This is a genomic window from Nocardia sp. NBC_01499, from assembly GCF_045040275.1.
GTDB lineage: Bacteria > Actinomycetota > Actinomycetes > Mycobacteriales > Mycobacteriaceae > Nocardia.
In genome coordinates this window covers 9990518-10014129 of the sequence record NZ_CP109426.1, presented here as the reverse complement: position 1 = coordinate 10014129, position 23612 = coordinate 9990518, and the positions used below count along the sequence as shown (strand labels likewise).

Genomic DNA, 23612 nt, shown 5'->3' with positions numbered 1-23612 from the left:
GTCACCTGTGCACAGCTATGAAGTCTTCCGCCATTACGAGCGCCTGCATTGGAAACTGGCCGACCTGGATCTCGACGCCGTCGACCGCACCCTGGTCCGTCCCGAGTACGTGACGCTGGCCAAGAGCGCCACGATGGGCGAGTCCAACGTCATCGCCGCCGTGCACGGCTTCATGAACGAATTCGTCGACGACTACGACTTCTCCACCTTCGCCGTGGTGTGGGGCTACCAGGAAGTGCAGCACCACTACGCGTTTCGGTCCTGGCTCGGCGCGATCGGCGAGAGCGTGGACGACAAGGTCGTCGACTCGATGCGCGAGCCCTACGCGCCGGGCAGCACGCCGTCGGCGACGCTGGCGACCAACATCATCTCTGAGCTCACCGTCAACCACATCTACCGTGCGGTAGCCAGCTGGGTGCAGGAGCCGGTGCTGAAAGGCCTGCTGCTCAACGCGAGTCGCGACGAAGCGGGCCACGCGCGCGAGTTCATCTATTACGCGACCAAGCGCCTCGAGCAGCGTCCGGAGGAGCTGCCCTCCGTGCTCGAGACGCTGTATGTGTACAGCTCCGAGGCCAAGATCAAGCATCCGGTGAGCACCTTCAAGGCCGGCATCAGCGAGCTGGGCGAGCACGAGACCATCGACACCGGGTTCGACCTGTTCCTCGAGCAGGTCGCCGCGGAGGGTGAGCTGGATGTGTTGCACGACAAGGTGCGTCGCACCTTCGCCAACATGACCGGGCTGGAACTGTCGAGCAATGCCAAGGTCCGCCGTGCGCTCGCCGACGCGATCGCTTAGCACGATGGACCAGGCAATCGCCGTAGGCGCAACCGTCGAGCCGCCGCACCACGCGGCGGACACCGTTCAGGTGCCGTGGTCGGTGATCCCCGATTACCACTGCTTCGGCTGCTCACCCCATAACCCGACCGGTCTGCGGTTGGCCTTCACCCCGCATCCCGACGGCCTGCAGGCCCGGTTCCGGCTCGGCCGCGAGTTCGAGTCGTATCCCGGTGTCGTGCACGGCGGCCTGGTCGGCGTGATCTGCGACGAGGTGATGGGCAACCTGATCGTGCTCGCGCGTAACTATCCCGCGTTCACCGTCTCCCAACGCACCCGGTTCATCACACCGCTGCTGGTTGACCACGAATACCGCTGCGTCGCAACACTGTCCGAGCAGGCGCCGGATCGGCCGATCCAGGCGTCCGCGGAGATCCTCGACGGCAACGGCGCCGTCTGCGCGGCCTCGACCGCCGCCTACCAACGGTTCGCGCTCGACGATGTGCGCCACCAACTCACGCTCGGCGACGACGAGGTCGCCTTGCTCTCCGACGCGCTGTCCGCCGCGAATACCTTCTCTACGAATGGAGTTCACTCATGACGAATCCCGCCGACATCCTGCGCACCGTCACCGAGATCGCCGCCGCCGAGACCGGCATCGCCGAGGCCGACCTGCTGCCCGACGTGGATCTGCGCGGCATGGCGGGCGTCGACTCGGTGCGAGTGCTGCGCATGGTCGCCAAGATCGAGCGCACCTACGACATCGAGATGGAGGACGAGGACGTCTTCGGCCTGTCCACGCTCAATGATGTGGTCAAGGTGGTCGACCGGGCGTTGCGCGAGGACGCGGCATGACCGTCACCGAACAGCCGGTCACCGCGGACACCAATCAGCACTACGACCTGGATCCGGATATCTTCGGCCAGTTCCTCGACCCGCTGCGCAAGTACAGCTCCGCGCTGTACGCCACCGATACCGACACCTTGGCGCAGGCGCAGCGCAACAAGCTGCGCTTCGTCGCCGATCGGCTCGGGCTGCGCGGCGGCGAGCGACTGCTCGACGTCGGCTGCGGCTGGGGTTCGCTGATCCTGTTCATGGCCGAGGAATTCGGCTGCGACACACTGGGTGTCAGCCCGGCGCCGCGGCAGCACGAGTACATCGCCGAACAGGCGCGCGCCCGCGGGGTCGCCGAGCTGGTGCACACCCAGGTCGGCCATTTCGAGCGGCTCGACCTGCCGCCGCGCAGCGTCGATGCCGTCACGCTGCTCGGCTCGATCGTGCACATGCCCGATCTCGGCGAGATCTTCCGCCGTTCCCGCGCGGTGCTTCGCCGCGGCGGCAGCCTGTATGTCTCGGAGAGCTGCTTCCGAAATGCCGCGGCGCGCACCGCGTTCGACAGCAAGGTCGGCACCGAGTTCGTCCGCGAGGACATCTTCGGCTGGGGCGATCTGCGGCCGCTGTCGGATCTGGTGACGGCCGCGGAGGACGCGGGTTTCTCGATCATCGCGGTGGACGATCTCACCGAGCACTACCGGCGCACCATCGACGACTGGATCACCAATGTGTACGCCTCCGCCGAGCGCATCGACGCGCACGGACCTGGGCTTGCCGCGAAGCTGCGGCACTACCTGGAGATCGCCAACGCCGGATGGGGTTACACGACAAAGCATTACGCGCTGACCTGTCGTAACGCCCGCTGAGGCGAGGAGAGGCACATGGATATCGAGTCAACACTGATTCCCGTCGGCGAGGTGGCCGAGGCGGTCGACGGCTTCCTCGCCGCCTCCCCCGCGGCCAGGGCCTGGGATGTGGAGACCGCGTTCACCTGGTCCCGCGCCGACGCGGGCAGGCTCACCGAGGGGCAGCGGTCGGCGGTACAGTTCGTCACGCTGATCGAGGACCACCTGCCCGGCTATTTCGAGGTCTACCACCGGTATTTCCCGGTCGATGACAGCGTCAGCCGGGAGGCGTTCATCCACAACCGCGAGCTGTACCACTTCACCGTCCGCTGGGCCCTGGAGGAGGACACGCACGCACGCGCGTTGACCAGGTATCAGGAAGCATCCGGCATCGCCGAACGTGGTTCGCTGCGTTCGGAATTGGCGATCGAGGGGCAGAAGCCGTTCGACCTGCCCTACGACCATCCGGTGCAGTTCTTCGCCTACGCGCTAGTGCAGGAGAAGGCGACGCAGATGTACTACCAGCAGCTGCGGGACGTGGTCGACGATCCGGTGCTCGCGTCGGTGCTTGCGCGGCTGTCGCGCGACGAGGCACGGCATTTCAGCTTCATGGCCGACATGGTCGGCCGCTACCTGCGGGTGCACGGCGACGCGACGGTGGAGCCGATCCGCGATGTGATCGCCAACTTCCGAATGCCGTTGGCCGGCACCATGCGTGGCTATTGGCGGTGGGCGCTGAAGATCGCCGATGTGGCGTCCTACGACCACACCGAGGCGTACGAGCATCTGGTGAAGGTAATCGATCGCGCGGTGGATGCCCGCACGGATCGAGTGGACGAATTGGTGCGCTTCATCGGGGAGTGCACCACCCTCGCCTGATTTCGGGCGCCGAAATGGCCCTGCCGCAGAAGTTACTGAGCGGCAGGGCCATTCGCGTTGTCTACTTCTCCGGGGCCAGCACCAGGATCGTGGTGGAGCCGTGCGCGATCAGCTTGCCGTTTCCGTCCAGAATCCGGCCCTCGGCCGTCGCGGTCCGCCTGCCGACGTGAATCGCGTTGGCCTCGCAGGTGAGTCGCGAACCGTCGAGGGTGACCGACCGAATGAAGTTCACCTTCAGCTCCAACGTCGTATAGGCAACGCCATCACCGAGTTTGGTGAAGACCGCGCTGCCCATCGCGGTGTCCATCAGGGTCGCGATGACCCCGCCGTGCACGGTGAACATGGCGTTGATGGTGGCCGGGTTCGGATCGAGGTAGTACCGCGTGTAGCCGTCCCCCGCGGATTCCAGCCGAATTCCCAGCGACGCGCCGACGCCGAGGTTTTCCTGCAGCCCACGCTCGAAAACCGTGGTCAGTTCGTAGACGCGGGACGACACGGTGGCGTCGACCTGCGTGGCTGCGCCGTTGGTGTGCGTGCCCGGCTCGTTGGCATGTGTCTCGGTGCTGGTCATGGCCTCTTCCTCCCTGGCGAACGATGCCAGCCCATTCGATCAGCGCCCGGTGAACGCCAGGAGGCGTGCCTCCCTTGCATTTTCAGCTTCGATCGGGTCATCGAAACAAGGGGTCGGTTCAACCGGTCGGCCTGCCGGTACTCAGCAGGCCGCGGTGGTAGGCCTCGGCGACCGCGGCGGCGCGATCGGTGACCGCGAGTTTGGCGTAGATGTTCACCAGGTGGGTTTTCACCGTGGCCTCGGTGATGAACAGCCCGGCGGCGGCCTCCCGGTTCGTGTTTCCGGCGGCGACCAGCCGCAGTACCTCGAGTTCGCGCTTGCTGAGCGGTCCTGGCGCTGGCGTGCGCACCCGATTCATCAACCGTGCGGCCACCGAGGGGGCGAGCACGGCTTCCCCCTTGGCCGCCGCCCGGACCGCACGCAACAGGTCCTCGCGTGGTGCGTCTTTGAGCAGGTAACCGGTGGCGCCCGCCTCGATCGCGGGCAGCACGTGGCTGTCGGTGTCGTAGGTGGTCAGCACCAGCACCCTGGCGGTGACGCCGCGCCTGGCCAGCTCGGTGATCGCGGCGACGCCGTCCATGCCAGGCATCCGCAGGTCCATCAGGATCACATCGGGGCGCAGGGTGGCGGCGAGTTGGATGGCCTCGGTACCGTCTGACGCCTCGCCGAGCACCGTGAAGCCGGGATCGCGGGCGAACATGCTGCTGAGGCCGTCTCGGACTACCGGATGATCATCGACGATCAACAAGCTGATCTTCGTGTCGGTCATGCCCGCACCTCGCTAGCGGGTACACAGGCCGAAATACCCGTGCCGCCACCAGGTTCGGACTCGACCCGCAGGCTGCCCGCGAGCGCCTCGACCCGCTGACGCATCGCGACGAGCCCGAACCCGTTGTCGCCGAGCCGATCCGGATCAAAACCTGCCCCGTCGTCGCGCACGTCCAAGACCACCTCGTTCTCCATGTACGACAGTGTCACGCCCACCCTGGTCGCCCGCGCGTGCTTGGCCACATTCGCCAGCGCCTCTTGTGCGGTGCGTAGTAACGCCACTTCGACATCGGTCGGCAGCGGCCGCGCGGTGCCGGTCGTCGCGGCCTGCGTCGGTATGTCGTGCAACGCCGACCAGCGGGCGGCGACATCGGTGAGCGCGTCGCTCAGCCGTGCCGTCTCCAACTGCTCGGGACGTAACGCGTGCACCGAGCGCCGCGCCTCGGAAAGGCTCTCCCTCGCCAAAGTCGTTGCGGCGCCGACGTGCCGGCGCCGTGCGACCGGGTCGGCGTCGGCGTGTTCGGCCGCGTGCAACTGGGTGATGATCCCGGTCAGCCCCTGCGCCAAGGTGTCGTGGATTTCCCGTGCCATCCGCTCGCGTTCGTCGCGGACCCCACCGGCGCGTGCCTGACTCAGCAGCTGTTCGTGCAAGCCCGCGTTTTCCGAGAGCGTCGCTTCGAGCCGCTTGTTGGCCGCGCTCAGTTCGACGAGCGCCTGCCTGCGCTGCTCGTCCTGCATACCGCTGTGCCAGGCGAACCAGGCGAAACCACACATGGGCACCGCGTTCGCCACCAGTACGGCGAGATAGAAGACGAGGCCGAGCACCGTGCTCTTGTCCAGCTCGACGGCCTGTGCGGTGCCCGCGATCATCGCGACCGCCGCGACACCGGCCAGCCGCCACGGCCACGGCAACAGGCGGAAGGCGTACACGTAGGCGGCGGGCGTGAACAATCCGAACCAAGGGTCGCGCACCACAAGGATCGCCGAGAGGCCGAGCAGCACAGTGAAGAACACGGCCATCCGCGGCGGCTGCGCTCGCCACTCGGGGTGCAGGGTGACCATCCACAGCATCCACGCGGCGGCCAGCGCACACAGCAGCAGATCGAAGACCAGCGACCGGCCAGCGGGCTTACCCAACACGGTGAACATCGCGAGCAGAGCCAGCAGCAGATAAGGCCCTATGGCGACCACCGCGGGCCAGCCCCGCGCCCGCGCATTGGCCAGGGCCTCGGTCATCCATCTCCTCCCAGGTCGGTCTTCGACCACCAACCTAGTCACGGCTGCCATCGCGTCCTAAGCGAACGCCGCACGCACGTGCTTGCCGTTCACGACGACGACCACGGCCAGCAGCACGATCCCGCACATGCCCTGCTGAATCTTCAGCCACACCGGAAACGGGCCGGGCAGTGCGATGATCACCGCGATGGCCACCACCATGATCGCCGAGACGATCCGCAGCCGCAGGTAGGCCCGTGCGGCACCGCCTGCCGCACGGGAGGCGAACAGGAGCATCAGGATCGCGGTGACGGCAACGATCGTCACGCGGACCCATACCGCGTCGTTGACCACGGCGGTCTTGTCGCGCAGCACGACGATCGCGAGGAAGGTCACCGCGCTGATCGCCGCGTAGATTCCGACAAGCCATCGCGCACTGCGCAATGCGGTCCGGGCGCGCGGATGTTCAGCGAGGGCGACACGAGAGCTGTTCATGGACAGAGCCTTTCGTCGACTGCGGAGTTGCTCTCAGCCTCGCAACGGCGCACCGCACAGACATCGCCCGTTCCGGCGGACCCTCGGTGGATTTCGGCACTCCACCGGACGGCCGAGCGCATCAACCGATCGGTTGATCAGACGTGCACCATGACGCGCTGGTCATCGGCGTTGACCAGGCCGAAGCCGGTGCGTTGCTCCAACTCGGTGAGCCTGCGCAGGATCGCTTCCGGATCAGGGAAGCCGTGCAGGGCTAGTTCGGCGAGTAGTTGGCCGCGGAACGGCATGAGTGGGGCCACCGCGCCGAGGATGACCAAGGCTTCCAGTAGGTCGCGGTCGTAGTCGAGCAGGGCGTAGATGCCGCCGGCGTCGAGGGTGCGCCACACCTCGATGAGGCGGTCGTCGGGCACGGTGTTCAAGCCGCTGTCCAGGTAGAGGTGCTTGGCTACCTCGGGGAGTTGGTCCTGCACAGCGGCGAGGAGGGCGGCCTGGGGTGTTGCGTCGAGGACACCGTCGACCACGCGCCGCATCCGTTCGAACAGCTCCACATACCGCTCGCCCGGATGGGCGTGGGTGCGCAGCAGCGCCATTTCGTCGGCATCGTCGGGCTCGATGCCCGGCGCGACGATGTCGATGGCCGAGTCCGGGCCGTACACGACTATCGCCCGGTGCAGGCCGGAGGACAGCGCACTGAACACCAATTCCACTGTGCCGCTGCCCGATTGCGGCGACGCGTCGGGCGCGCGACCGCGCAGCAGCACCCGTTTGCCGAGCCGGACTACGTATTTGCCGCGCCGCGCGACGGTCACCTCGACAGCCGCCGTGCCGAGCCGCACGATATGGCGGCGGTCGAGCAGCACACCGAAGGCCCGGCGCAGGCCCTCGGCAAGCTCCGCGTCGGCGGTGTCGGCCACTTTCCGAGGCTCGGCGTTCAGGTCGGTGAGCAGTACCGTGTACGCGCGTTGGCCCGCCCGCCAGCGAGCGGTCGAAACATGCAGCGGTGCCGCCCATTTCGCCGACTCCGTCGGTGCACGCGACAAGATCAACGCTTCCAGCGTCGCGACGTCGGCCTCGGTGATGCGCGCCAGTTCGCGCACCCGGCCGGTGACGTGGTCGACGATCAGGTTGGCCAGCTTGCCCATATCCTTTTCGCCGGTGCCGAGCAGGATTTCGACGAGCCGTCGATCCTCGAAGAAGAACCCGCGCAGCAGCGCGAGCACCAGATCGGTTTCGGTGTACAGCCGATCGCAGCGGCGGCGCACGTCACGCCACATGCTCTTGACGCTGAGATAGCCGAGCAGATATCCGTCCTGATCGTCGGCGAGCCCGGTCGCGAGCACGTTCACCTTGCGACGGATGCCAGCCTCGCTCACCCGAATCGTCCTGAGGTGCGCGCTGATCGGCAGCGACATCGCCAACGTTGCCGCGCGGTCACCGACCATCGGGGCGAGATCGCCGTCCGCCGCGGGGCCGAGGATGTGCGGCGCCTTCCCGGAGAACAGGTTGATGGCGGCCAGCATGGGTGCCGTGGCCACCGGGCTGTGCACGGTGTTCACGTCGAACTCGGCGAACAGCGCCAGTCCCTCGATCAGCGGCCGCAGCACGGCGGACACCGTGTGGTAGGCCACCGCGTCCCGCTGTATCCAATCGACGGCGCGCCCGTCACCGCTCAGCGCAGCTCGCGTCATCCGGTATTGCAGTCCGGTGATCGCGAAACCGACCGCCGAGTGAAAGCACCAGTGGTGGGTGAACTCGTGCAGGCACCCGAGCGTCAGCTCCGGTGATCCCTTGCCCGGGTGCAGCAGCTCGTCGAGGTGATCGGCGAGCCGGACGGCGCCGAGATGGGTGAGATTGCTGGAAAGGTCTGTCCAGCTACGGGTTTGCGCCACCGTCGCCCTCGGGCAGGCCCTGCAGGCCGAGACCGTCGATCAGTTGCTTGATCACCTGCGCGTCCGGCGCCTCGCTCTCGCTGAACGAGATGATCGCCGAACGGTCCACCTCGCTGCCGTCGGAGTACAACACCTTGGCACGCAACTCGATCCGCTGTTTTCTGCGGTTCTTCAGCGCCCACGCGGCCAGCGCCTGAATCGTCGGAATCGCGAACGCCACCGCGAGCACCAGCATGGTCGGCTCGCCGTAGCGGCTGCCCGGCACCGCTTCCGGCGTCAATCCCGGTGACTGCGTGGCCAATTCGCGGCTGATGTCCTGGACATCGGCGTGATCCAAGTCGAATAACGTGATTTTCACCGGTTCGGCGGCCATCTGACGACTCCCAGCTCTCGGCCCGCCGCGACACTGTCCGCCGCAAGCGCTGGCACCCGAGTATCGAGCAATGTCGGGTGGTTGTTAGCGAATTGCGGTTTCTCGCCTTCCAGCACGCGGAATTCGCGGCCGGAACAGCCGAGCGAGCCGCAGCACGCGTTATGCCGGGGCGGGCCGCCCGGTTCCGGTGCGCCGCAATCCTTTGTAGTCGTAGAAGCGGGTGATCACCAGGCCGAGCACGAGGCCGACGGCCAGGCCGAGCGCCGCCATCCACACGCCTCGCGACAGGCCGGCCGGGCCGCTGGCGTCGAAGTAGAGGATCGCGCGGACACCGAGGAACACCTGGTGCATCGGCTCGAACGAGGCGAGCCAGCCGAAGTACTTCGGCGTCGCCTCGATCGGCACGGTGCCGCCGGAGGAGGGCAGGCCGAGAATGATGAACAGGATGAGGTTGATCAGCAGGCCCGCCGAGCCGACGGCCGCGAGCACGGACAGGCCCGTGACGCCGACGGCGATGATGGCCAACGCGCTGTAGAGGAACAGCCCGAGCGGGTGATCGATCGGCATGCCGAGTGCCTTCGCCACGATAAGAAACACTCCCGCAACGACATTCGCGGTTACCACCATGACGCCCCACTTGATCAGCAGGGTATGGAAGCGCGAGATGGGTGTCGGCGGGAAGTGGACGAACCACGGCCCGTACTCGGTGGGCACGAAGCCGAGCTGCGCGTCGATCATCGTGTGAATGGTCATCGAGCCGACCAGACCGGCCAGCAGGAGCAGCAGCGCGTAGAAGAACGCCGTGAGACCCTGACCAGTACCGCTCGGCAGCGGGTGGAACGGTTCGACCCCGATCTGCAGCGGCTCGGCGAGTGCCACCCGGGTGGCGCCGCTCAGCTCGGGCGCGGGCGGACCGCCGGGCGGCGGCGTCAGCTGCGCCTGCACCTGCTGGGTGAGTTGCGCGCCGACCTGCTTGTTCACCTGCTCCAGCGCCTGGTTGCCGATCTGGGTGACGATCTCGGTGACGAAGGCGCCGCTGCGCGGATTGGTCTGCAACGTGATGATCGGACGTTGGATGTCACCGGGGATCACGCTGCCGACGCCGAGGATGCCCAGTCGTTTGCTGAAGTCGCTCGGAATGAGGATTGTTCCGTAGACCTTATTGTCCTGCATCCGCTGCGAAGCCTCGTTGACGGCGAGCACCTGCAGATCGATCTTGTCCGAGGGCACCGCCTTCTTCAGCCCCTCGGTCACCTCGTCACCGAACGTGACGTGCCGCTGCTGCCCCGGCGCGCCGATGGTGTCACCGACGTCCTGATTGACCAGTGCGATCGGGAAATCGTGCATGTTCGCTTCCGGATCGACCACATAGTCGAGATACATCGTGCCGAGCAGGGCCATGAACACGGCAAGGATGGCGACCGGCAAGAGCCACATCCGCAAGCCGAGGCGGCGGTCCGAGCGAGCTGCTTCCACGCTGTCCGTAGTCACGGTTTCGGACGGTAGCAGCAGACCGGACGATGATTCGGGAGCTTCGCCGGGCCGTTTGCTATGAAGATGCGGACAATCCGATTGCATTCCGCAATCGGATGACCTATCGCTAAGGCGAGCGTAGGTCGAGGCGGCGCATCACTCGATCCACCAGATCCGGCGGCACGCCCGGTTCCCGCCGCGCGGCCATTGCTTCGGTGCGCCCGGCCGAAAGCACCTCCTGATTGATCCGGTCGAGTTTGCGGTTGAGGCGGAAGCTGCGCTCGGCGGCGGCCTTGGCGTCGTCGGCCGCTTCGGGATCGGCTCGGGCGAGCCGTCTTTCGATACCGACGTGCAACCGGTCGTAGACCTCTTCCGGCAGGTTCTCGGTGCGCGCGACCTCCTGTAGGCGGGTCAGCTCGGCGCGCAGGATGCGAGTCCACAACTGGCGCTCCATGTTCCGCTCCGCCTCGGTATCGACGCGAACTCCGGTCGCGCGCACCACAAGTGACAGAGTCGGCCCCTGAATGAGCAGCGTGAACAACACCAAAGCGAAGGCGGTGAACAGGATTCCGCTGCGCCACGGGAAATCGGCGCCCGACTCGGTGTTCAACGGCACGGCCAGCGCTAACGCGACTGTGGCCACGCCACGCTGGCCCGCCCACCAGGTGACCATGGTCTCGCGCCAGGTATACGGCTCGTCGGCCTCGCGACGACGCCACCAGCGGCCGAACAACGCCCAGGTCGCCATCAACCACACCAACCGGATGCCGACGACGGCGGCGATCACCGCGCCGGAGACACCGAGGAAGCCCGGCCACTCCGGACCGACATCACGCAGCACGGTGGCCAACTCCAAGCCGATCAGGCCGAAAGCGATTCCGGTGACCAGCATTTCGATGATCGCCCAGACCGAGTCGCCGATCAGCCGATAGTCGCTGTCGCCGAAATCGGTGGCCGCGTCCGTCAGGTACAGCGCGCACACCAGCACCGCGAGCACCGCCGACCCGCCCAACGCGTCGCCGAGCCGATACGCCGCGAACGGCAGCGCCAGACCCAATGCCACCTGCCACGCGGCCTCGTCCAGGCGCCGCATCAGCCAACTGCCGCCCCAGCCGAACACCAACCCGACCGCGACGCCGACCACCGCGGACAACACGAAATCCATCGCCGCCGACCACGCGGAGAACTCCCCCGTGACCACCGCCTGCACCGCGATCCCGTACAGCACGATCGCGGTGACATCGTTGAACAGCCCTTCCCCCTCCAGCACCGCGACAAGCCGCCGCGGCAACCCGAGCCGCCCGGCCAGCGCGCCGACGGCCACCGGGTCCGGCGGTGCCACCAGCGCGCCGAGCACGCACGCGGCAGCAAGCGGCACCACGGGCTCCCACAGGTGCACCGCCACCGCGACAACGGCCGCGGTGGCGAAGACCAACCCGACCGCCTGCAGCGCGATCACACCCCAGTTCTGCGCGAACGTCCGCCACGAGGTGCGCCGAGCCGCCGCGTACAGCAGCGGCGGAAGCAGCAGCGGCAGAATCAGATCCGGCGAGACCCGCACATCCGGCACCGCCGGTATCAACGCGAGCACACACCCGTACACCGTCATCAGCACGGCCGGGGCCACGCCGAGCCGCCGCCCGATAGGCTGGGCGAGGATCGTGCCGAACAGCACGAGAAACGGCAACTCCAGATGACTCACGCCAACGCAGTCTGTCTTCGGTTTCTGAGAAACCAGACCGCGCCAGCCTGAGAATCGCTGATGTGTTGACGCGCCCGAGGCCTTGCCGGGTGCGCTAGCCCTGCACGCTGCCCGCCGCCGTCTCGATCACCGCGGCGACCGCCTTCGGCTGCGACAACGCGACCGCGTGACTGCCCGCCTGCTCGACGGTGGTCGCGTTCATCCGCTTGGCCATCTCGCGCTGTCCGTCGGCGGGGATCATCCGGTCGTCCTTGGCGACCAGCGCCCAGCTCGGCAGCGACTTCCAGGCAGGGACACCGCTCGGTTCCATGAACGAGGCCACCGCGATCGGGCGCTGTGCGGCGGCGAGCACGGTCGTCTCGCTCTCCGGCAGGTCCTGGGCGAAGTTGTCGTGGAACTTGTCCGGCGCGATGACCAGCTCCTGGCCGACCCCGCCGCCGGGCAGCGGAAACTCGTGCGGCACACCGATTTTGGTGGCCGGTCCGCCGAACTTGGCGTCCAGCGCGCCGACCGGCTCGCCCTGGTCCGGGGAGAACGCGGCGATGTACACCAGGCCCGCCGCCTTCGGCGAACCCGTTGCGGCATTGGTGATCACAGCACCGCCGTAGGAGTGGCCGACCAGAATCGTCTTGCCAGGCAACCCATCCAGCACGCTGCGGATGTAGGCGGAATCGTAGGTGAGCCCGCGCAGCGGCACGGCCGCCGTCGTCACCTGATAGCCGTCGTGCTGCAGCTGTGCGGCGACCTTGCTCCAACTCGACCCGTCGGCGAACGCGCCGTGCACAAGCAGCACGGCAGGCTTGTTCGCGTTCGGCGCCGGGTTCGGCTCGCTGTCGGCGGACGCGGTGCAGGCCGAGGCGGTCACGCCGAGCGTGACCGCGGCGACGGTCAGTACCACGCCGCGCAGGCCGCGTGCCGCGCTGAAGCGGGAAGTGTTGTTGCGCATGGTTTTTAGACCCTTCGATGATGGAACGTACGGACTCTCGCGGCGAGCAAGCTCCAAGTTAGCTGGACAATCAGGCAATAGCTATGCTTCAAAAGCCGAGATAGTTTGCCGAAACTCCAGGAGCGTGTGATCGTGTTCACCCAGACCGAGGACCTCGACGCGTTCTCGGAAATCCTGGAGGCCGTCCGGCTACACGGGGACACCGTCGTCCGGTTCGCCCCGCCGCAACCATTCGAGGTGACCATCCCGGACGGCATCCGCCTGTTGCACATCGTGGAACGCGGCACGATCCGGCTGCGCGTCGGCGACGACCCACCGATCCTGCTCGGCCCGGGCGACCTGGTACTGCTCGGCTGCGGCGACGCCCACTCGCTCAGCGTCGGCACCGGCACGACCCCACGGCCGCTGCGGGATTCGGACACCTTCCGCCTCGACACCGAGCTCGCCGATCCCGAGGCGCCGCGCTGGGTCACCGGAACGTTCGCGGTGCAGGAAGCCATCGCGGCACCGCTGCTGTCGGTACTGCCGAGGGCGATCCACATTCCGGCGGACCCGAGCCACCGTCCATGGCTCGCGGCCATCCTTCCGGTGCTGCTGATCGAGGTGACCAGCCCGAATCCCGGTGCCTCCGCGATGATTTCGCGCGTACTGGATCTGCTGTTCATCCACACGCTGCGCGCCTGGTTCGCCGGGCACGATGCCGCGCCTGGCTGGCTGACGGCCGCCATGGATCCCGCGCTCGGCCCGGTCCTGGCCGCCATCCACCGGGACCCGAGCACACCATGGACCGTCACCACCATGGCTCGTGACGCCAGCATGTCCCGTTCCGCCTTCGCCGAACGCTTCACCCGCCTGCTCGGGCGCGCACCGGCGGCCTACGTCACCGAGCGCCGCCTCGACCACGCCGCCGAGCTGCTGCGCTCGACCACCGACCCGGTGTCGCGGATCGCCGCCGACATCGGCTACACCTCCAACGCGGCGTTCAGCCGCGCCTTTCAACGCCGATACGGCGACGCTCCGCAACGCTGGCGCAAGCTGACAGTGCGGTGAACGAGTTGTCCGGTGGACGTCCGGGCGATCACCGTTTGGGGTGCGCCACACTGCGGCAATCTGGTGCTTACGAGGCAGTTCCCCGAGGTGGTGAAAGGAGAGTTCGATGATTATCGGAATGGTCAGCCACTGGGTTCGCATGGTGCTAGATGTGATCGGTATTTGACCCGACGATTCACGAACGTGCTACCGCGTGGAGACCCGCGAGACCGTTCGGTCTCGCGGTGCTCTCCGCACGACCGCGGTAACTCCGAAAGACGCCTATGACCTCGACGGACGGGTAATCTAACCGCCATGGACGCAGACACTGCGACCGTCGGTGTCGAGGAGGAATTCCTCCTCGCCGATCCCGAAACCGGTGCGCCTGTCGCGAAAAACGTCGAGGTCGCCAGGACCGCGGCCGAACTCGGCATCGATCTGCAACTCGAACTCACCCGATGCCAGGTGGAAACCAGCACCGGCGTGCACAACGATGCCACCGAGCTGGCAACGGAATTGCGCGATCTGCGCTGCGGCATCGCCGCCTGCGCGGAGAAGAACGGCACCAAGCTACTCGCGGTGGCCATTCCACCAACCGTGCCGGACAAGTTCCCGATCACCGACATACCGCGCTATCAGCGGATCGCCACGGCGTTCGGCATGCTCGCGCAGGAGCAGGGCCTGTGCGGATGCCACGTCCATGTAGCCGTGCCCGACCGCGAAAATGCCTTGCAGGTCAGCAACTTCCTGCGCCCCTGGCTGCCGCTGTTCTTGGCGCTCACCGCGAACTCGGCCATCTATCGCGGCATCGACACCGGCTTCGCCAGTTGGCGAAGCATTCTGTGGCGGCGCTGGCCGAGCGCCGGTCCGCCACCGTATTTCGGCTCGGTCGCCGAATACGACGCGATGGTCGCCATGATGCTGTCCAGCGGCAGCATCCTCGACAAGAAGATGGTCTATTGGGATGTCCGCCCGTCACTGAGCTTTCCGACGGTGGAGGTCCGCGTCAGCGATGTGCCAGCGACGGTCGAGGAGACGGTACTGCTCGCGACCCTGGTCCGCGCGACGGTAATGACCGCCCAGAACTCGTTGGCGCGCAACATATCCGCGCCACCGGTCAGCGACGAGGTGCTGCGCGCGGCCTACTGGAAAGCGGCGCGCACCGGCCTCGACGGCGACGCGGTAGACCCGGTACATGGCCGCATCATGCCGGTACCCGACCTGCTCGCCGAACTCCTCGGCTACGTCGGCCCGGCACTCGACGAGCTCGGCGACCAGCAACTGGTCACCGACTCCCTCGCCGCCGTCCTGGCCCGAGGCAACGGAGCGATGCGACAGCTCAACGCCTTTCGCGCCAACCACGACGTCGGCGATGTCGTGACGGAGCTGGCGGCAGCTACTTTAGAAGGCTGTCCCGCGACTACCGCCACATGAGACAGAAGATGTGCCCCACTGGAGTGGGCAAACGTCGGGCGGGGGTCGTCACGTAACTCTCTGCAACAGCGAAACATGTTGTGGTCAAATGTGACTCGTCATTGAAGCAGGCCCCCTCCGCCGCCGAGGCTCCTACGATGAGAACCGACAGAGTTCACGACGAGGGGGCAAGAGAGATGACCGACCTGACCCACGTGATCGACCAATCCAAGCCGAGTATCGCCCGGGTGTACGACTACCTGCTCGGCGGCAAGGACAACTTCGCCGTCGACCGGACGATCGGCGACCACTTCAAGAACAACCTGCCCGGCTCGGTGGCCATCGCCACCACCAACCGGCAGGCGCTGATCCGCGCCGTGCGCGACCTCGCCCGCGATGGTGTGCGGCAGTTCATCGATCTGGGCAGCGGGCTGCCGACCGCCGACAACGTGCATCAGGTCGCACACCGCTACGCGTCCGACGCCAAGGTGGTCTACATCGACAACGATCCCATCGTCCTCGCGCACGGCCGCGCACTGCTGGCCACCGACACGAACACCACTGTCTTCCAAGCGGATCTGCGTGACCCGCGTTCGATCAGGGAGCACCGCGAGGTCATCGAGATGATCGATTTCGACCAGCCGGTGGCGGTCATCTTCAGCGCCATCCTGCACCACCTCAACGACGACGAGGACCCGGCCTCGGTGGTGCGCTACTGGTCCGAGCAGCTCTCGCCCGGCAGCCTGGTGTACATCTCGCACTTCCGCTCGGGCGACAACCGGGAGACCGCTGTCGCCGAGGACAAGCTCCAGTCGACCTTCGGGCGCGGCCGCTGGCGTAGCGACAAGGAGATCGAGGCGCTGTTCGGTGAGCTGGAGATCCTCGAACCCGGTATCGCGCCCTGCGCGAGCTGGCGGCCGGATCTGACGGCAATCGACACGGCGGACCGCGAATTGACCATCTGGGAACAACTCATCGTGACCGGCTTGGCACGGAAGAACTAGCGGACATTCGAAAGGGGTGCCGCAACGCGCCACCCCTTTCGCGAATACAGCTGTGCTACTTGACTACTCGGCGGGCTCCAGGATCACCGGCAGCTTGCCGTGACCGTTCGAGATGAAGCTGACCACGGTCCCCAACTCCGCAGGATCCGCCGCCAGGCGCATGTTCGGGAAGCGCGCGAAGATGGCGGGCAGCGCGAGCGCCGCCTCCAGCCGGGCAAGCGGCGCGCCGAGGCAGTGGTGCACGCCGTGCCCGAAGGCCAAGTGGTCCTTGGTAACTCGGGTCACGTCGAACTCGTCGGCGGTGTCGCCGTGCACCTTCGGATCCCGGTTGGCCGCCGCGTAGGCGGGCAGGATCGGGTCGCCCTTGGCGATGTGCAGGCCCTCGATCTCGATGTCGTCGACCGCGAAGCGCAGCGGCAGGTGCGCGACCGGCGCCTCGAAGCGCAGCGACTCCTCGATCAGATCCGACCAGCTGACCTTGCCCTCCAGCACGGTCGCCCGCTGCTCGGGCCGGGTGATCATCGCGTAGATCGCCTGATCGAGCAGGTTGACCGTGGTCTCGTGGCCCGCGCTGATGACGAGCAGCAGCGTGTCGATGAGCTCCTGCTCGGTGAGCTTCGAGCCGTCGTCCTCGCTGCGGTGCGAGATGAGCAGGCTGGTCATGTCGTCGCTGGGGTTTTCGCGCCGGTAGGCGACAAGCTCGGCCAGGATGCGGTACATCTCCATGTAGTTGGCCTGCGACTCCTCCGGGCTGAGGGCGGTGTCGAAGATGCCGTCGACGCACTTGCGCAGACCGGGATTCAACGATTCCGGCACGCCCATCAGCTCGGAGATGACCTCGATCGGCACCGGATAGGCGAAACCCTCACGCAGATCGACCACTTCGCCCGCCGGCACCGCAGCGAGCTCGGTGAGCAGCCGCTGCACGATCCGGTCGATGCGCGGCCGCATCGCCTCGGTGCGCCGGTGTGTGAAGGCGGGGGCGACCAGCTTGCGCAGCCGCCGGTGGTCGGCGCCGTACGCGGTGAACATGTTGTTCACCGCGACCCAGAGAAACAGCGGCCAGTCCTGCGGCACTTCACCTTTGGCGAAGGCGGGCCAGTGCTGCCTGGCATCCTTGGACACTTTCGGATCGACGAGCAATCGCTTCAACAAGTCCGCGTCGGTGATCGACCACGCGCGCACGCCTCCCGGCAGCTCCACCATGGTCGCCGGTCCACGCTCGCGCAGGCGGGCGGCTTCTCCTTGAATGTCGGTGCCCGTCGGGTCTAGGACTAGAGGCTCAGTGTCCATCGGGGGTCTCCTTAAAACACGTTCAACGGTGGTGACTTAGGGAAGACTACCGGGAGGGAGACCAGTGCTCGGTGGAAAGGACCTGGCCGCCAAGACAATTCGTTGGCGGCGACAGCAAGACTCAACTCGGGCAACGCATCGAGAAGCTGATCGATGGCGTCCTGCACGATCAGGTAGGCCATCGACCTGGCGGGGCAGGCGTGCGGGCCGACGCTCCACGCCAGATGCGAGCGATTGTCCACGTACTCACCGACACTGATGGTCGGGTCGTTGTTGCAGCCGGACATGCTGATCACGACCGGCTGGTGCGCGGGCAGCCACACCCCATCGATCAGTATCGGCTGCCTCGGGTAGGACACGCAATAGTTCGCCATCGGCGGGTCGGTGAACAGCACCTCGTCGAGCGCGTCGCGGGTCGAAAGACTGCCGCCGAGAACGTTTCCCGCGAAGCGTTCGTCGGTGAGCATCAGCAGCAGCGTGTTGACGATCAGGTTCTGCTGCGGCTCGATGCCAGCGCCGTACAGCGTGACGAGCTGGTGGATCATCTCCACGTCGTCGAGCTTGGCCGGATGCGCGAGCAGCCGCGAGGTGATGTCGTCACCGGGTTCTTTGCGCTTGGAGTTCACCAGATCGAACAGCGCGTCGGTGAGCATCGCGTTGCCCTTGTCGGCGTTGACGCCCTCGAAGATCGCGGCCATGCCGGTCGCGACCTGCTGGCCGATCTCCGGCGGGCAGCCGAGCGTCGCGTTGAGCACCGCGAAGGTGAGCGGAAAGGCGTACTGGCTGATCAGGTCCGCGGCGCCGTCCTGGCAGAAGGCATTGATCAGCGGGATGGCGATGCGCTCGACGGTGGCGTGCAGGCTGTGCAGGTCGACCTCGGCGATGGCGGCCACGTTGGCCTGCCGGTACTTGCCGTGGTCGAGGCCCGCGCTGCGCAGCGCGTTCGGCCGCCACTCCAGCATCGGCAGGATCGGGCACTCGCCTGGCACGCCCTTCTGCCAGATGCGCGGGTCGGCCGGAAAGTGCTCGGGGTCGTTGAGGATTCGCAGCGCGGTGTGGTAACCGATCACCAGCGTGGCCGGCACGTCCGGCGAGAGGTCGACCGGCACCAGCGAGCCGTATTCGCGGCGCATCTCACGGTAGGCGCGGTGCGGGTCGGCGGCGAAATCCTCCGAGTACAGCGACACCCGTGGGCCGTCGGTGTCGATCGGTGATCCGTGCTGGACCGGGCAGGAACGCGATGGCGTGGTCAAAGACGTGACTCCTGACGATGGAACAGGAATTCGACGAGCGTGATGAGGGACCGCAGGCAGGTGCCCCGGTCACGTGCGTCTAAGGAGGTGATCGGGGTATCGGGCGCTAGGTCCAGTGCGTCACGGACCTCGCCTAGCGGAAAGTTCCGTGCGCCTTCGAACTGGTTGACCGCCACCGAATACGGCACCCCGCGCTCCTCGAGCACCGAAAGCACCTCGTCGGACTTCTCGATGCGCCGGGTGTCGACCAGCACCAGCGCGCCGAGCGCGCCACGGGCCAGCTCTTCCCACAGCGGCACGAACCGCTGCTGGCCCGGCGTGCCGAACAGGTAGAGCGCAAGCTGCGGGTTCAGCGTGATGCGGCCGAAGTCCATCGCGACGGTCGTTTGGGACTTGCCTGGCAGGCCGACCATGTCGTCGACGCCGACGCTGGCCTCGGTGATCGTCTCCTCGGTGCGCAGCGGCTTGATCTCCGAGACGCTGCTCACGAAGGTGGTCTTGCCGACCCCGAAATTGCCTGCCACCAACAGTTTTACGGAACGGGTAACGGTCTCCGGCACATAGTCGACTGGACGATCAGACGGCGAGAGCACGGAGCCCATTAAGTACCTCCTCGAGCAGAGCGATCTCCGGCACATTTTCGGCCGGGGTAGGTGTGACCAGATGACCGTTGTCCATCAGATCGGCGACAACGATCTTCACTACGGACGGCGGCAGATCGAGGTAGGCCGCGATCTCGGCGATCGACAGCGTGCCTCGGCGGCTACAGAGAGTGATGACCCGGCGTGCGTCGGGCGCGGCACCCGGTGACGGGTCCTTCGCGGCACGGACCAACGTGACCAGGTCCAACTCGCGGGTGGGACGGGTGCGTCCCCCGGTGCGCACGTATGCCCGAACCAAATCGGGATCACGCCGGGCCCGTGATGTCATGGCAATTCGCCACCATCAACACGCCTGCGCGGCTGGCTGCCGAGCTCGTGTCCGACCCGTCCGGCGAGTTCGTTCATCCGGTGCGCGATGAGCGCGACGTCGATCTCCGGGGTGGTCGCCACGCCGAGCAGCGCGCCGTCACCCGCGGCGGTGATCAGGATCATGCCCTGGTCGTATTCGGTCATGTTCTGTCGCACACCGTTATCGCCGTCGCCGCAGAACTCCCCGAGTGCCTTGCCGAGCGAGCGCAGGCCCGACGCGGCGGCGGAGAAACGCTCGGCCTGATCGCGCTCGATCCCCGCCGAATGCGCGATCCGTAAACCGTCCTCGGACAACAGCACCGCGAATCGGACGCCAGGGACGTTGACGAGATCTTCGAGTAGCCAGCCCAGCTTGTTACTGCTGTCGGTCAAGGGTGTGGCCATCAGGATGTCATCCCTTCCGTGTGATCGGAGTGATCGGACTGATCGGAGGCGGCGGCGCGGCCGCTCTTGGAACCGGTGTGCCAGGCGGCGGCGACATCGGGCCGGGCGAGGCCGGGTTCGGTGCGCGGACCGACCGGAGCGAGCGCGACCGTCCGGCGGCGCCGCTTCGGTAAGCCGCCGCTGGTGATCTCGTGCACGGCGAATTGCTCACTCTCACTGGGCTCTTCGTCGCTCTCCGGTGCCCGGTGCGCTGCGCTCGCGGTAGCAGCCGCGGGAGCGGGAGCGGGTTCGGCGGGTATCTCGACCTCGCGGGCCGGCACTGCCTCCTGGATCGGCTGCACGGTCATCAGCAAGGCTTCGGGGATGTAGACCATCGCGCGCATGCCGCCGTAGACGTTCGGGCCGTCGATGTAGACGGTGAAGCCGTAGCGACGGGCCAGCGCGGCGATGCCGGGGAAGCCGACCTTGGGCGCCGGGCCGAGCTGGTGGATGTCGACCGAGCGCTCGTGCGCGAGCACCTGCCTGGCCTCCTCCATCTGCTCGGCGTTCATCCGCACGCCGGCGTCATCGATGATGACGGTGACGCCGTGGTGGCCCTCCTGGAAGCTGACATCCACGAAAGACGTTGGCGGGGAATAGCGCAACGCGTTGTCGAGCAAGGTGGCCAGGGTGTGCACGAGCGGCTCGACCGCACGGCTGATGACCACCCGATCGAGCTGGGTCGGGCGCACCCGCAGGTAGTCGCGCACGCGGCCGACCGCGCCACCGACGACGTCGGTGAGCGACTGGGCGGGCCAGCGCCTTCCTGGCAGGCCGCCGCAGACGATCACGTAGGACTGCGCCTGACGGATCATCTGCTGCACGGTGTGGTCGATGCGGGTGAGGGTTTCGTACACCTCGTCCTTGCGGTGCTCGCGCAGCGCGGAGCTGACCACCTGGCTGACGTCGGCGCCGAGACTGACCACCGACGTGCCGAACGAGCGCACGGCCGCGCTGGTCGCCTGCCTGGACGCGGTCGACACCTCGGTGCGGACCTTCTCCTCGGCGGCCTTGATCGCCTGCTGCGCCTCGTGATTGGTCTGGTCCCTGGTTTCGGACCGCAGCAGGCTCAGGTCGTCGGCGTATCGCTCGGCGACCCAGCGTAAAACCTGCGCGATGCGCGAGTTCTCCAGGCCCGGCGGCACTTCCACCGTCGGGGCCGGGCTGTCGAAGCGTCTGATCGCCTCGGCTACCGACGGCATCGTGGTAGTCGCGAAGCGCTCGACGGCCTCCTCCGCGGCTCGCTGCTCTCTACTGAGTGCTTCGGCCCTGGCTCGCTGCTGTCGCGCGTACTGCACCGCGTACAACGCGACGCCCGCCGCCACTACGAGGGCGGCGGCGAGGATCCATGAAAGCACCACGGCGATATCTTGATTCATCAGTTCTTTCGTCGTCGATTGGCGCCGAGGATTGGGAGCGCTTGCGAGCGCGCATGCGCGAGGCCGCGCCGACTCTCCGTCATGTGCTTCGTCCCGCCTTCCTCGCGACGCCGACCAGCACACCCTGGTCGGATCTGGTCCACGTCGGAGGACCGGCTACCTGCCGAACAACAGATTGTGTCCGAACAGTTACCAGAACCCGACGCCCCGACATTAGCAGCAATGCAACCAGTTCTCTTCAGATCCACTCACATGATTGCGTTTGCAGACAACAGATGACGAGTGCCGCAAGATAAGCAATAATGCTGCGCCACTGCTGATCACGACCGCTTGCCACGCGATGACCAGCGGTCTTTCCGGAGTTGCGATAGAGGACACATCATCCGATCTATCGGCGGTGCCGCACATCTCGCACATGCCGTCAACCGCGCCTATCCGAAGCGGGTGGGAGAACAGGGTATTCGGCCATACACCGACTGGAAGTTTGCTGGAACGTCCAGTTTGTTATTGGCCTGGTTCGTCCTAGTCGTCCGCGATGCCACACCGGTGAAGGTTGCTCAAATGTCGCCCGACCAGGCTCGCTCGGACGGTTCGGGTCCGATCATGAAGCCCAACTGAAGGGCAGACCGCCGAACCTCCGGCATCAACTAGGGCGAACCGCGAGTACCGGATACTATGCGGCAATGGCAAAGCTGAAGGTCTCCGTCGATGTGCCGATCTCGCCCGAGGAAGCGTGGTCGCATACGTCCAATCTGGCCGAACTCGACAAGTGGCTGACAATGCACGAGGCGTGGCGCAGCGAGGTGCCCGCGGAGCTGACGGTCGGTACCCAGCTGGTCGGTGTCGCCTCGGTGAAGGGGTTGCGGAACCGGGTGACGTGGACCGTCAAGGCCGCCGAGGCGCCGCGGCGACTGCTGCTGACGGGTGCGGGCAAGGGTGGGACCAAGCTCGGTCTCGAACTGCTGGTCGCGCCGAAGGGGACGGGCTCGGAGGTGACTGTCGACATCGAGCTGGGCGGCAGGCCGTTGTTCGGGCCGATCGGCGCCGGTGTCGCGCGGGCGGTCAAGGGCGATATCGAGCGCTCACTGGACAAGTTCGTCGCGCTGTACGCCTGAATCAGGCTGCGCCACAGAGCCAATCAGGCTGCGCCGCAGAGCTACAGGCGCTAGCGCGCCATGCCGGTGATGCGGCGGCCGAGCCCGGACTTCAGGTGGTCGATGACGGCACGGGTGCGGCGCGGTAGCGGGGCGGCCGCGGCATAGACCGCGGCGATATCGGCGCTCGGAGTCCGCATGTCGGGCAGTACCTGGATGAGTGTGCCGTCGCGCAGCAGCGGCTCGACATGCCAGAGCGACCGCATCACCAGACCCCGTCCCGCCAAACACCATTGGGTGATCACGTCGCCGTCGTTGCTGATCAGGTTGCCGGCCACCCGGACCGCGATCTCCTTGTCCCCGTTCTCGAATCGCCACAGCGCGTAGTCGGATTCGTTCTCGCGCAAGATGATGCAGGTGTGCTGTTCGAGTTCCCCGAGGCTCGCCGGTGTTCCGTTGCGCCGCAGGTACTCCGGTGACGCGCACAGCACCCTGCGGTTGACCCACAGCCGGGTCGCGGTCAATCTCGAGTCCTGTAGCGGGCCAACCCTGATGTCGATGTCGAAGCCGGTGCCCGCGATATTCAACGGCAGCGACGAGAGTTCCAGATCCACCTGCACCATGGGGTTCCGCTCGACGAAATCGCCGACCAGCGGCGCGATATGCGCCCGCCCGAGGCCGATGGTCGACCGGACGTGCACCCGGCCGCGCAGTTCGTGGCGTTGCTCGGCGATCGAGTCTTCCAGCTCCTCGAGTTGCGCGGCGATCACCGAGGCGCCCGCCGCGTAGCGCTCCCCCTCCGGTGTCAGCGCAAGCCGCCGGGTGCTGCGCTGCACGAGCAGCACGCCGAGCCTGGCCTCCATCTGCGCGAGTCGCTTGCTGACCGAGGACACCGAGACGCCGAATTCGCGGGCCGCCTCGGTCAGGCTGCGCGAACGGGCGACGATGTCGAAGAATGTGACGTCGTCGGTGGACGCACCCGGCACGG

General features: G+C 66.7%; 25 protein-coding genes. 9 read left to right on the top strand and 16 right to left on the bottom strand.

Annotation, left to right across the window (positions count from 1 at the left end):
* The first annotated feature begins 7 nt into the window (after positions 1 to 7).
* Genes OG203_RS45030 through OG203_RS45010 form a run of 5 tightly spaced genes read left to right on the top strand, consistent with a single transcriptional unit; the run spans position 8 to position 3333 of the window.
* The gene (locus OG203_RS45030; protein WP_405163319.1) at positions 8 to 796 is read left to right on the top strand and encodes a ferritin-like domain-containing protein; all 789 of its coding nucleotides are present in this window, start codon (positions 8 to 10) and stop codon (positions 794 to 796) included.
* A gap of 4 nt (positions 797 to 800) precedes the next feature.
* Positions 801 to 1376 (top strand): PaaI family thioesterase, encoded by a 576-nt coding sequence (locus tag OG203_RS45025; RefSeq protein WP_405163318.1) that lies wholly within the window; start codon positions 801 to 803, stop codon positions 1374 to 1376.
* Entirely contained in the window at positions 1373 to 1630 is a 258-nt protein-coding gene (locus OG203_RS45020; protein ID WP_405163317.1) for an acyl carrier protein, read from the top strand. The genes OG203_RS45025 and OG203_RS45020 overlap by 4 nt, the downstream gene beginning before the upstream one ends.
* The gene (locus OG203_RS45015; protein WP_405163316.1) at positions 1627 to 2475 is read left to right on the top strand and encodes an SAM-dependent methyltransferase; all 849 of its coding nucleotides are present in this window, start codon (positions 1627 to 1629) and stop codon (positions 2473 to 2475) included. The genes OG203_RS45020 and OG203_RS45015 overlap by 4 nt, the downstream gene beginning before the upstream one ends.
* Positions 2476 to 2490: 15 nt before the next feature.
* Positions 2491 to 3333 carry an acyl-ACP desaturase gene (locus OG203_RS45010; protein ID WP_405163315.1) on the top strand — a complete coding sequence of 281 codons (843 nt, stop codon included), beginning with the start codon at positions 2491 to 2493 and terminating at the stop codon, positions 3331 to 3333.
* Positions 3334 to 3394: 61 nt separating this feature from the next.
* Here OG203_RS45010 and OG203_RS45005 read toward each other — a convergent pair whose 3' ends face one another.
* The 9 genes from OG203_RS45005 to OG203_RS44965 form a co-directional block, all read right to left on the bottom strand.
* Positions 3395 to 3904 (bottom strand): PaaI family thioesterase, encoded by a 510-nt coding sequence (locus OG203_RS45005; RefSeq protein WP_405163314.1) that lies wholly within the window; start codon positions 3902 to 3904, stop codon positions 3395 to 3397.
* Between the two features lie 118 nt (positions 3905 to 4022).
* Entirely contained in the window at positions 4023 to 4673 is a 651-nt protein-coding gene (locus tag OG203_RS45000; RefSeq protein ID WP_405163313.1) for a response regulator, read from the bottom strand.
* The gene (locus tag OG203_RS44995; protein WP_405163312.1) at positions 4670 to 5908 is read right to left on the bottom strand and encodes a sensor histidine kinase; all 1239 of its coding nucleotides are present in this window, start codon (positions 5906 to 5908) and stop codon (positions 4670 to 4672) included. Before OG203_RS44995 ends, OG203_RS45000 begins: the two co-directional genes overlap by 4 nt.
* Positions 5909 to 5965: 57 nt before the next feature.
* Entirely contained in the window at positions 5966 to 6382 is a 417-nt protein-coding gene (locus OG203_RS44990) for a hypothetical protein (protein ID WP_405163311.1), read from the bottom strand.
* 137 nt (positions 6383 to 6519) lie between these two features.
* Complete coding sequence (locus OG203_RS44985; RefSeq protein WP_405163310.1) at positions 6520 to 8271, bottom strand: hypothetical protein; 1752 nt, start codon at positions 8269 to 8271, stop codon at positions 6520 to 6522.
* Positions 8255 to 8644, bottom strand: a complete 390-nt coding sequence (locus tag OG203_RS44980; RefSeq protein ID WP_405163309.1) for a hypothetical protein — start codon at positions 8642 to 8644, stop codon at positions 8255 to 8257. Before OG203_RS44980 ends, OG203_RS44985 begins: the two co-directional genes overlap by 17 nt.
* Before the next feature lie 159 nt (positions 8645 to 8803).
* A complete protein-coding gene (locus OG203_RS44975) occupies positions 8804 to 10081 on the bottom strand; it encodes an ABC transporter permease (RefSeq protein WP_405168193.1) in 1278 nt (425 codons plus the stop codon).
* Between the two features lie 163 nt (positions 10082 to 10244).
* On the bottom strand, positions 10245 to 11819 hold the full coding sequence (locus OG203_RS44970; RefSeq protein WP_405163308.1) for a Na+/H+ antiporter: 1575 nt from the start codon (positions 11817 to 11819) through the stop codon (positions 10245 to 10247).
* Positions 11820 to 11913: 94 nt separating this feature from the next.
* Positions 11914 to 12765 carry an alpha/beta fold hydrolase gene (locus OG203_RS44965; RefSeq protein WP_405163307.1) on the bottom strand — a complete coding sequence of 284 codons (852 nt, stop codon included), beginning with the start codon at positions 12763 to 12765 and terminating at the stop codon, positions 11914 to 11916.
* Positions 12766 to 12897: 132 nt separating this feature from the next.
* Between OG203_RS44965 and OG203_RS44960 the strand changes: the two genes are divergently transcribed.
* The 3 genes from OG203_RS44960 (at position 12898) to OG203_RS44950 (ending at position 16211) form a co-directional block, all read left to right on the top strand.
* Positions 12898 to 13815 (top strand): cupin domain-containing protein, encoded by a 918-nt coding sequence (locus tag OG203_RS44960; protein ID WP_405163306.1) that lies wholly within the window; start codon positions 12898 to 12900, stop codon positions 13813 to 13815.
* Between the two features lie 294 nt (positions 13816 to 14109).
* Complete coding sequence (locus OG203_RS44955; RefSeq protein WP_405163305.1) at positions 14110 to 15228, top strand: glutamate--cysteine ligase; 1119 nt, start codon at positions 14110 to 14112, stop codon at positions 15226 to 15228.
* A gap of 176 nt (positions 15229 to 15404) precedes the next feature.
* A complete protein-coding gene (locus OG203_RS44950; protein WP_405163304.1) occupies positions 15405 to 16211 on the top strand; it encodes an SAM-dependent methyltransferase in 807 nt (268 codons plus the stop codon).
* Positions 16212 to 16274: 63 nt separating this feature from the next.
* On the opposite strand, the gene OG203_RS44945 is transcribed toward OG203_RS44950, so the two are convergent.
* The 6 genes from OG203_RS44945 to OG203_RS44920 are packed head-to-tail and all read right to left on the bottom strand — an operon-like array spanning position 16275 to position 21530.
* Entirely contained in the window at positions 16275 to 17504 is a 1230-nt protein-coding gene (locus OG203_RS44945) for a cytochrome P450 (protein ID WP_405163303.1), read from the bottom strand.
* Between the two features lie 11 nt (positions 17505 to 17515).
* On the bottom strand, positions 17516 to 18757 hold the full coding sequence (locus OG203_RS44940; RefSeq protein WP_405163302.1) for a cytochrome P450: 1242 nt from the start codon (positions 18755 to 18757) through the stop codon (positions 17516 to 17518).
* Positions 18754 to 19359 (bottom strand): GTP-binding protein, encoded by a 606-nt coding sequence (locus OG203_RS44935; protein WP_405163301.1) that lies wholly within the window; start codon positions 19357 to 19359, stop codon positions 18754 to 18756. Before OG203_RS44935 ends, OG203_RS44940 begins: the two co-directional genes overlap by 4 nt.
* Positions 19334 to 19687, bottom strand: a complete 354-nt coding sequence (locus tag OG203_RS44930; RefSeq protein ID WP_405163300.1) for a DUF742 domain-containing protein — start codon at positions 19685 to 19687, stop codon at positions 19334 to 19336. Before OG203_RS44930 ends, OG203_RS44935 begins: the two co-directional genes overlap by 26 nt.
* Positions 19684 to 20112 (bottom strand): roadblock/LC7 domain-containing protein, encoded by a 429-nt coding sequence (locus OG203_RS44925; protein ID WP_405163299.1) that lies wholly within the window; start codon positions 20110 to 20112, stop codon positions 19684 to 19686. The genes OG203_RS44930 and OG203_RS44925 overlap by 4 nt, the downstream gene beginning before the upstream one ends.
* Entirely contained in the window at positions 20112 to 21530 is a 1419-nt protein-coding gene (locus OG203_RS44920) for a sensor histidine kinase (RefSeq protein ID WP_405163298.1), read from the bottom strand. Before OG203_RS44920 ends, OG203_RS44925 begins: the two co-directional genes overlap by 1 nt.
* Positions 21531 to 22213: 683 nt before the next feature.
* On the opposite strand from OG203_RS44920, the gene OG203_RS44915 reads away from it, so the two are divergent.
* Positions 22214 to 22645: an SRPBCC family protein gene (locus OG203_RS44915; RefSeq protein WP_405163297.1), complete on the top strand. Its 432-nt coding sequence runs from the start codon at positions 22214 to 22216 to the stop codon at positions 22643 to 22645.
* Between the two features lie 50 nt (positions 22646 to 22695).
* Here the strand turns inward: OG203_RS44915 and OG203_RS44910 are convergent, their stop codons facing one another.
* A complete protein-coding gene (locus OG203_RS44910) occupies positions 22696 to 23610 on the bottom strand; it encodes a LysR family transcriptional regulator (protein WP_405163296.1) in 915 nt (304 codons plus the stop codon).
* Positions 23611 to 23612 lie beyond the last annotated feature (2 nt).

Coding starts and splice junctions, on each gene's coding strand:
- OG203_RS44950 (WP_405163304.1), top strand. CDS start 15,405: ATGACCGACCTGACCCACGTGATCGACCAATCCAAGCCGAGTATCGCC.
- OG203_RS45010 (WP_405163315.1), top strand. CDS start 2,491: ATGGATATCGAGTCAACACTGATTCCCGTCGGCGAGGTGGCCGAGGCG.
- OG203_RS44925 (WP_405163299.1), bottom strand. CDS start 20,112: ATGGCCACACCCTTGACCGACAGCAGTAACAAGCTGGGCTGGCTACTC.
- OG203_RS44945 (WP_405163303.1), bottom strand. CDS start 17,504: ATGGACACTGAGCCTCTAGTCCTAGACCCGACGGGCACCGACATTCAA.
- OG203_RS44995 (WP_405163312.1), bottom strand. CDS start 5,908: ATGACCGAGGCCCTGGCCAATGCGCGGGCGCGGGGCTGGCCCGCGGTG.
- OG203_RS44935 (WP_405163301.1), bottom strand. CDS start 19,359: ATGGGCTCCGTGCTCTCGCCGTCTGATCGTCCAGTCGACTATGTGCCG.
- OG203_RS45025 (WP_405163318.1), top strand. CDS start 801: ATGGACCAGGCAATCGCCGTAGGCGCAACCGTCGAGCCGCCGCACCAC.
- OG203_RS44980 (WP_405163309.1), bottom strand. CDS start 8,644: ATGGCCGCCGAACCGGTGAAAATCACGTTATTCGACTTGGATCACGCC.
- OG203_RS44915 (WP_405163297.1), top strand. CDS start 22,214: ATGGCAAAGCTGAAGGTCTCCGTCGATGTGCCGATCTCGCCCGAGGAA.
- OG203_RS44930 (WP_405163300.1), bottom strand. CDS start 19,687: ATGACATCACGGGCCCGGCGTGATCCCGATTTGGTTCGGGCATACGTG.
- OG203_RS45005 (WP_405163314.1), bottom strand. CDS start 3,904: ATGACCAGCACCGAGACACATGCCAACGAGCCGGGCACGCACACCAAC.
- OG203_RS44990 (WP_405163311.1), bottom strand. CDS start 6,382: ATGAACAGCTCTCGTGTCGCCCTCGCTGAACATCCGCGCGCCCGGACC.
- OG203_RS45000 (WP_405163313.1), bottom strand. CDS start 4,673: ATGACCGACACGAAGATCAGCTTGTTGATCGTCGATGATCATCCGGTA.
- OG203_RS44920 (WP_405163298.1), bottom strand. CDS start 21,530: ATGAATCAAGATATCGCCGTGGTGCTTTCATGGATCCTCGCCGCCGCC.
- OG203_RS44955 (WP_405163305.1), top strand. CDS start 14,110: ATGGACGCAGACACTGCGACCGTCGGTGTCGAGGAGGAATTCCTCCTC.
- OG203_RS44965 (WP_405163307.1), bottom strand. CDS start 12,765: ATGCGCAACAACACTTCCCGCTTCAGCGCGGCACGCGGCCTGCGCGGC.
- OG203_RS45015 (WP_405163316.1), top strand. CDS start 1,627: ATGACCGTCACCGAACAGCCGGTCACCGCGGACACCAATCAGCACTAC.
- OG203_RS44975 (WP_405168193.1), bottom strand. CDS start 10,081: ATGTGGCTCTTGCCGGTCGCCATCCTTGCCGTGTTCATGGCCCTGCTC.
- OG203_RS45020 (WP_405163317.1), top strand. CDS start 1,373: ATGACGAATCCCGCCGACATCCTGCGCACCGTCACCGAGATCGCCGCC.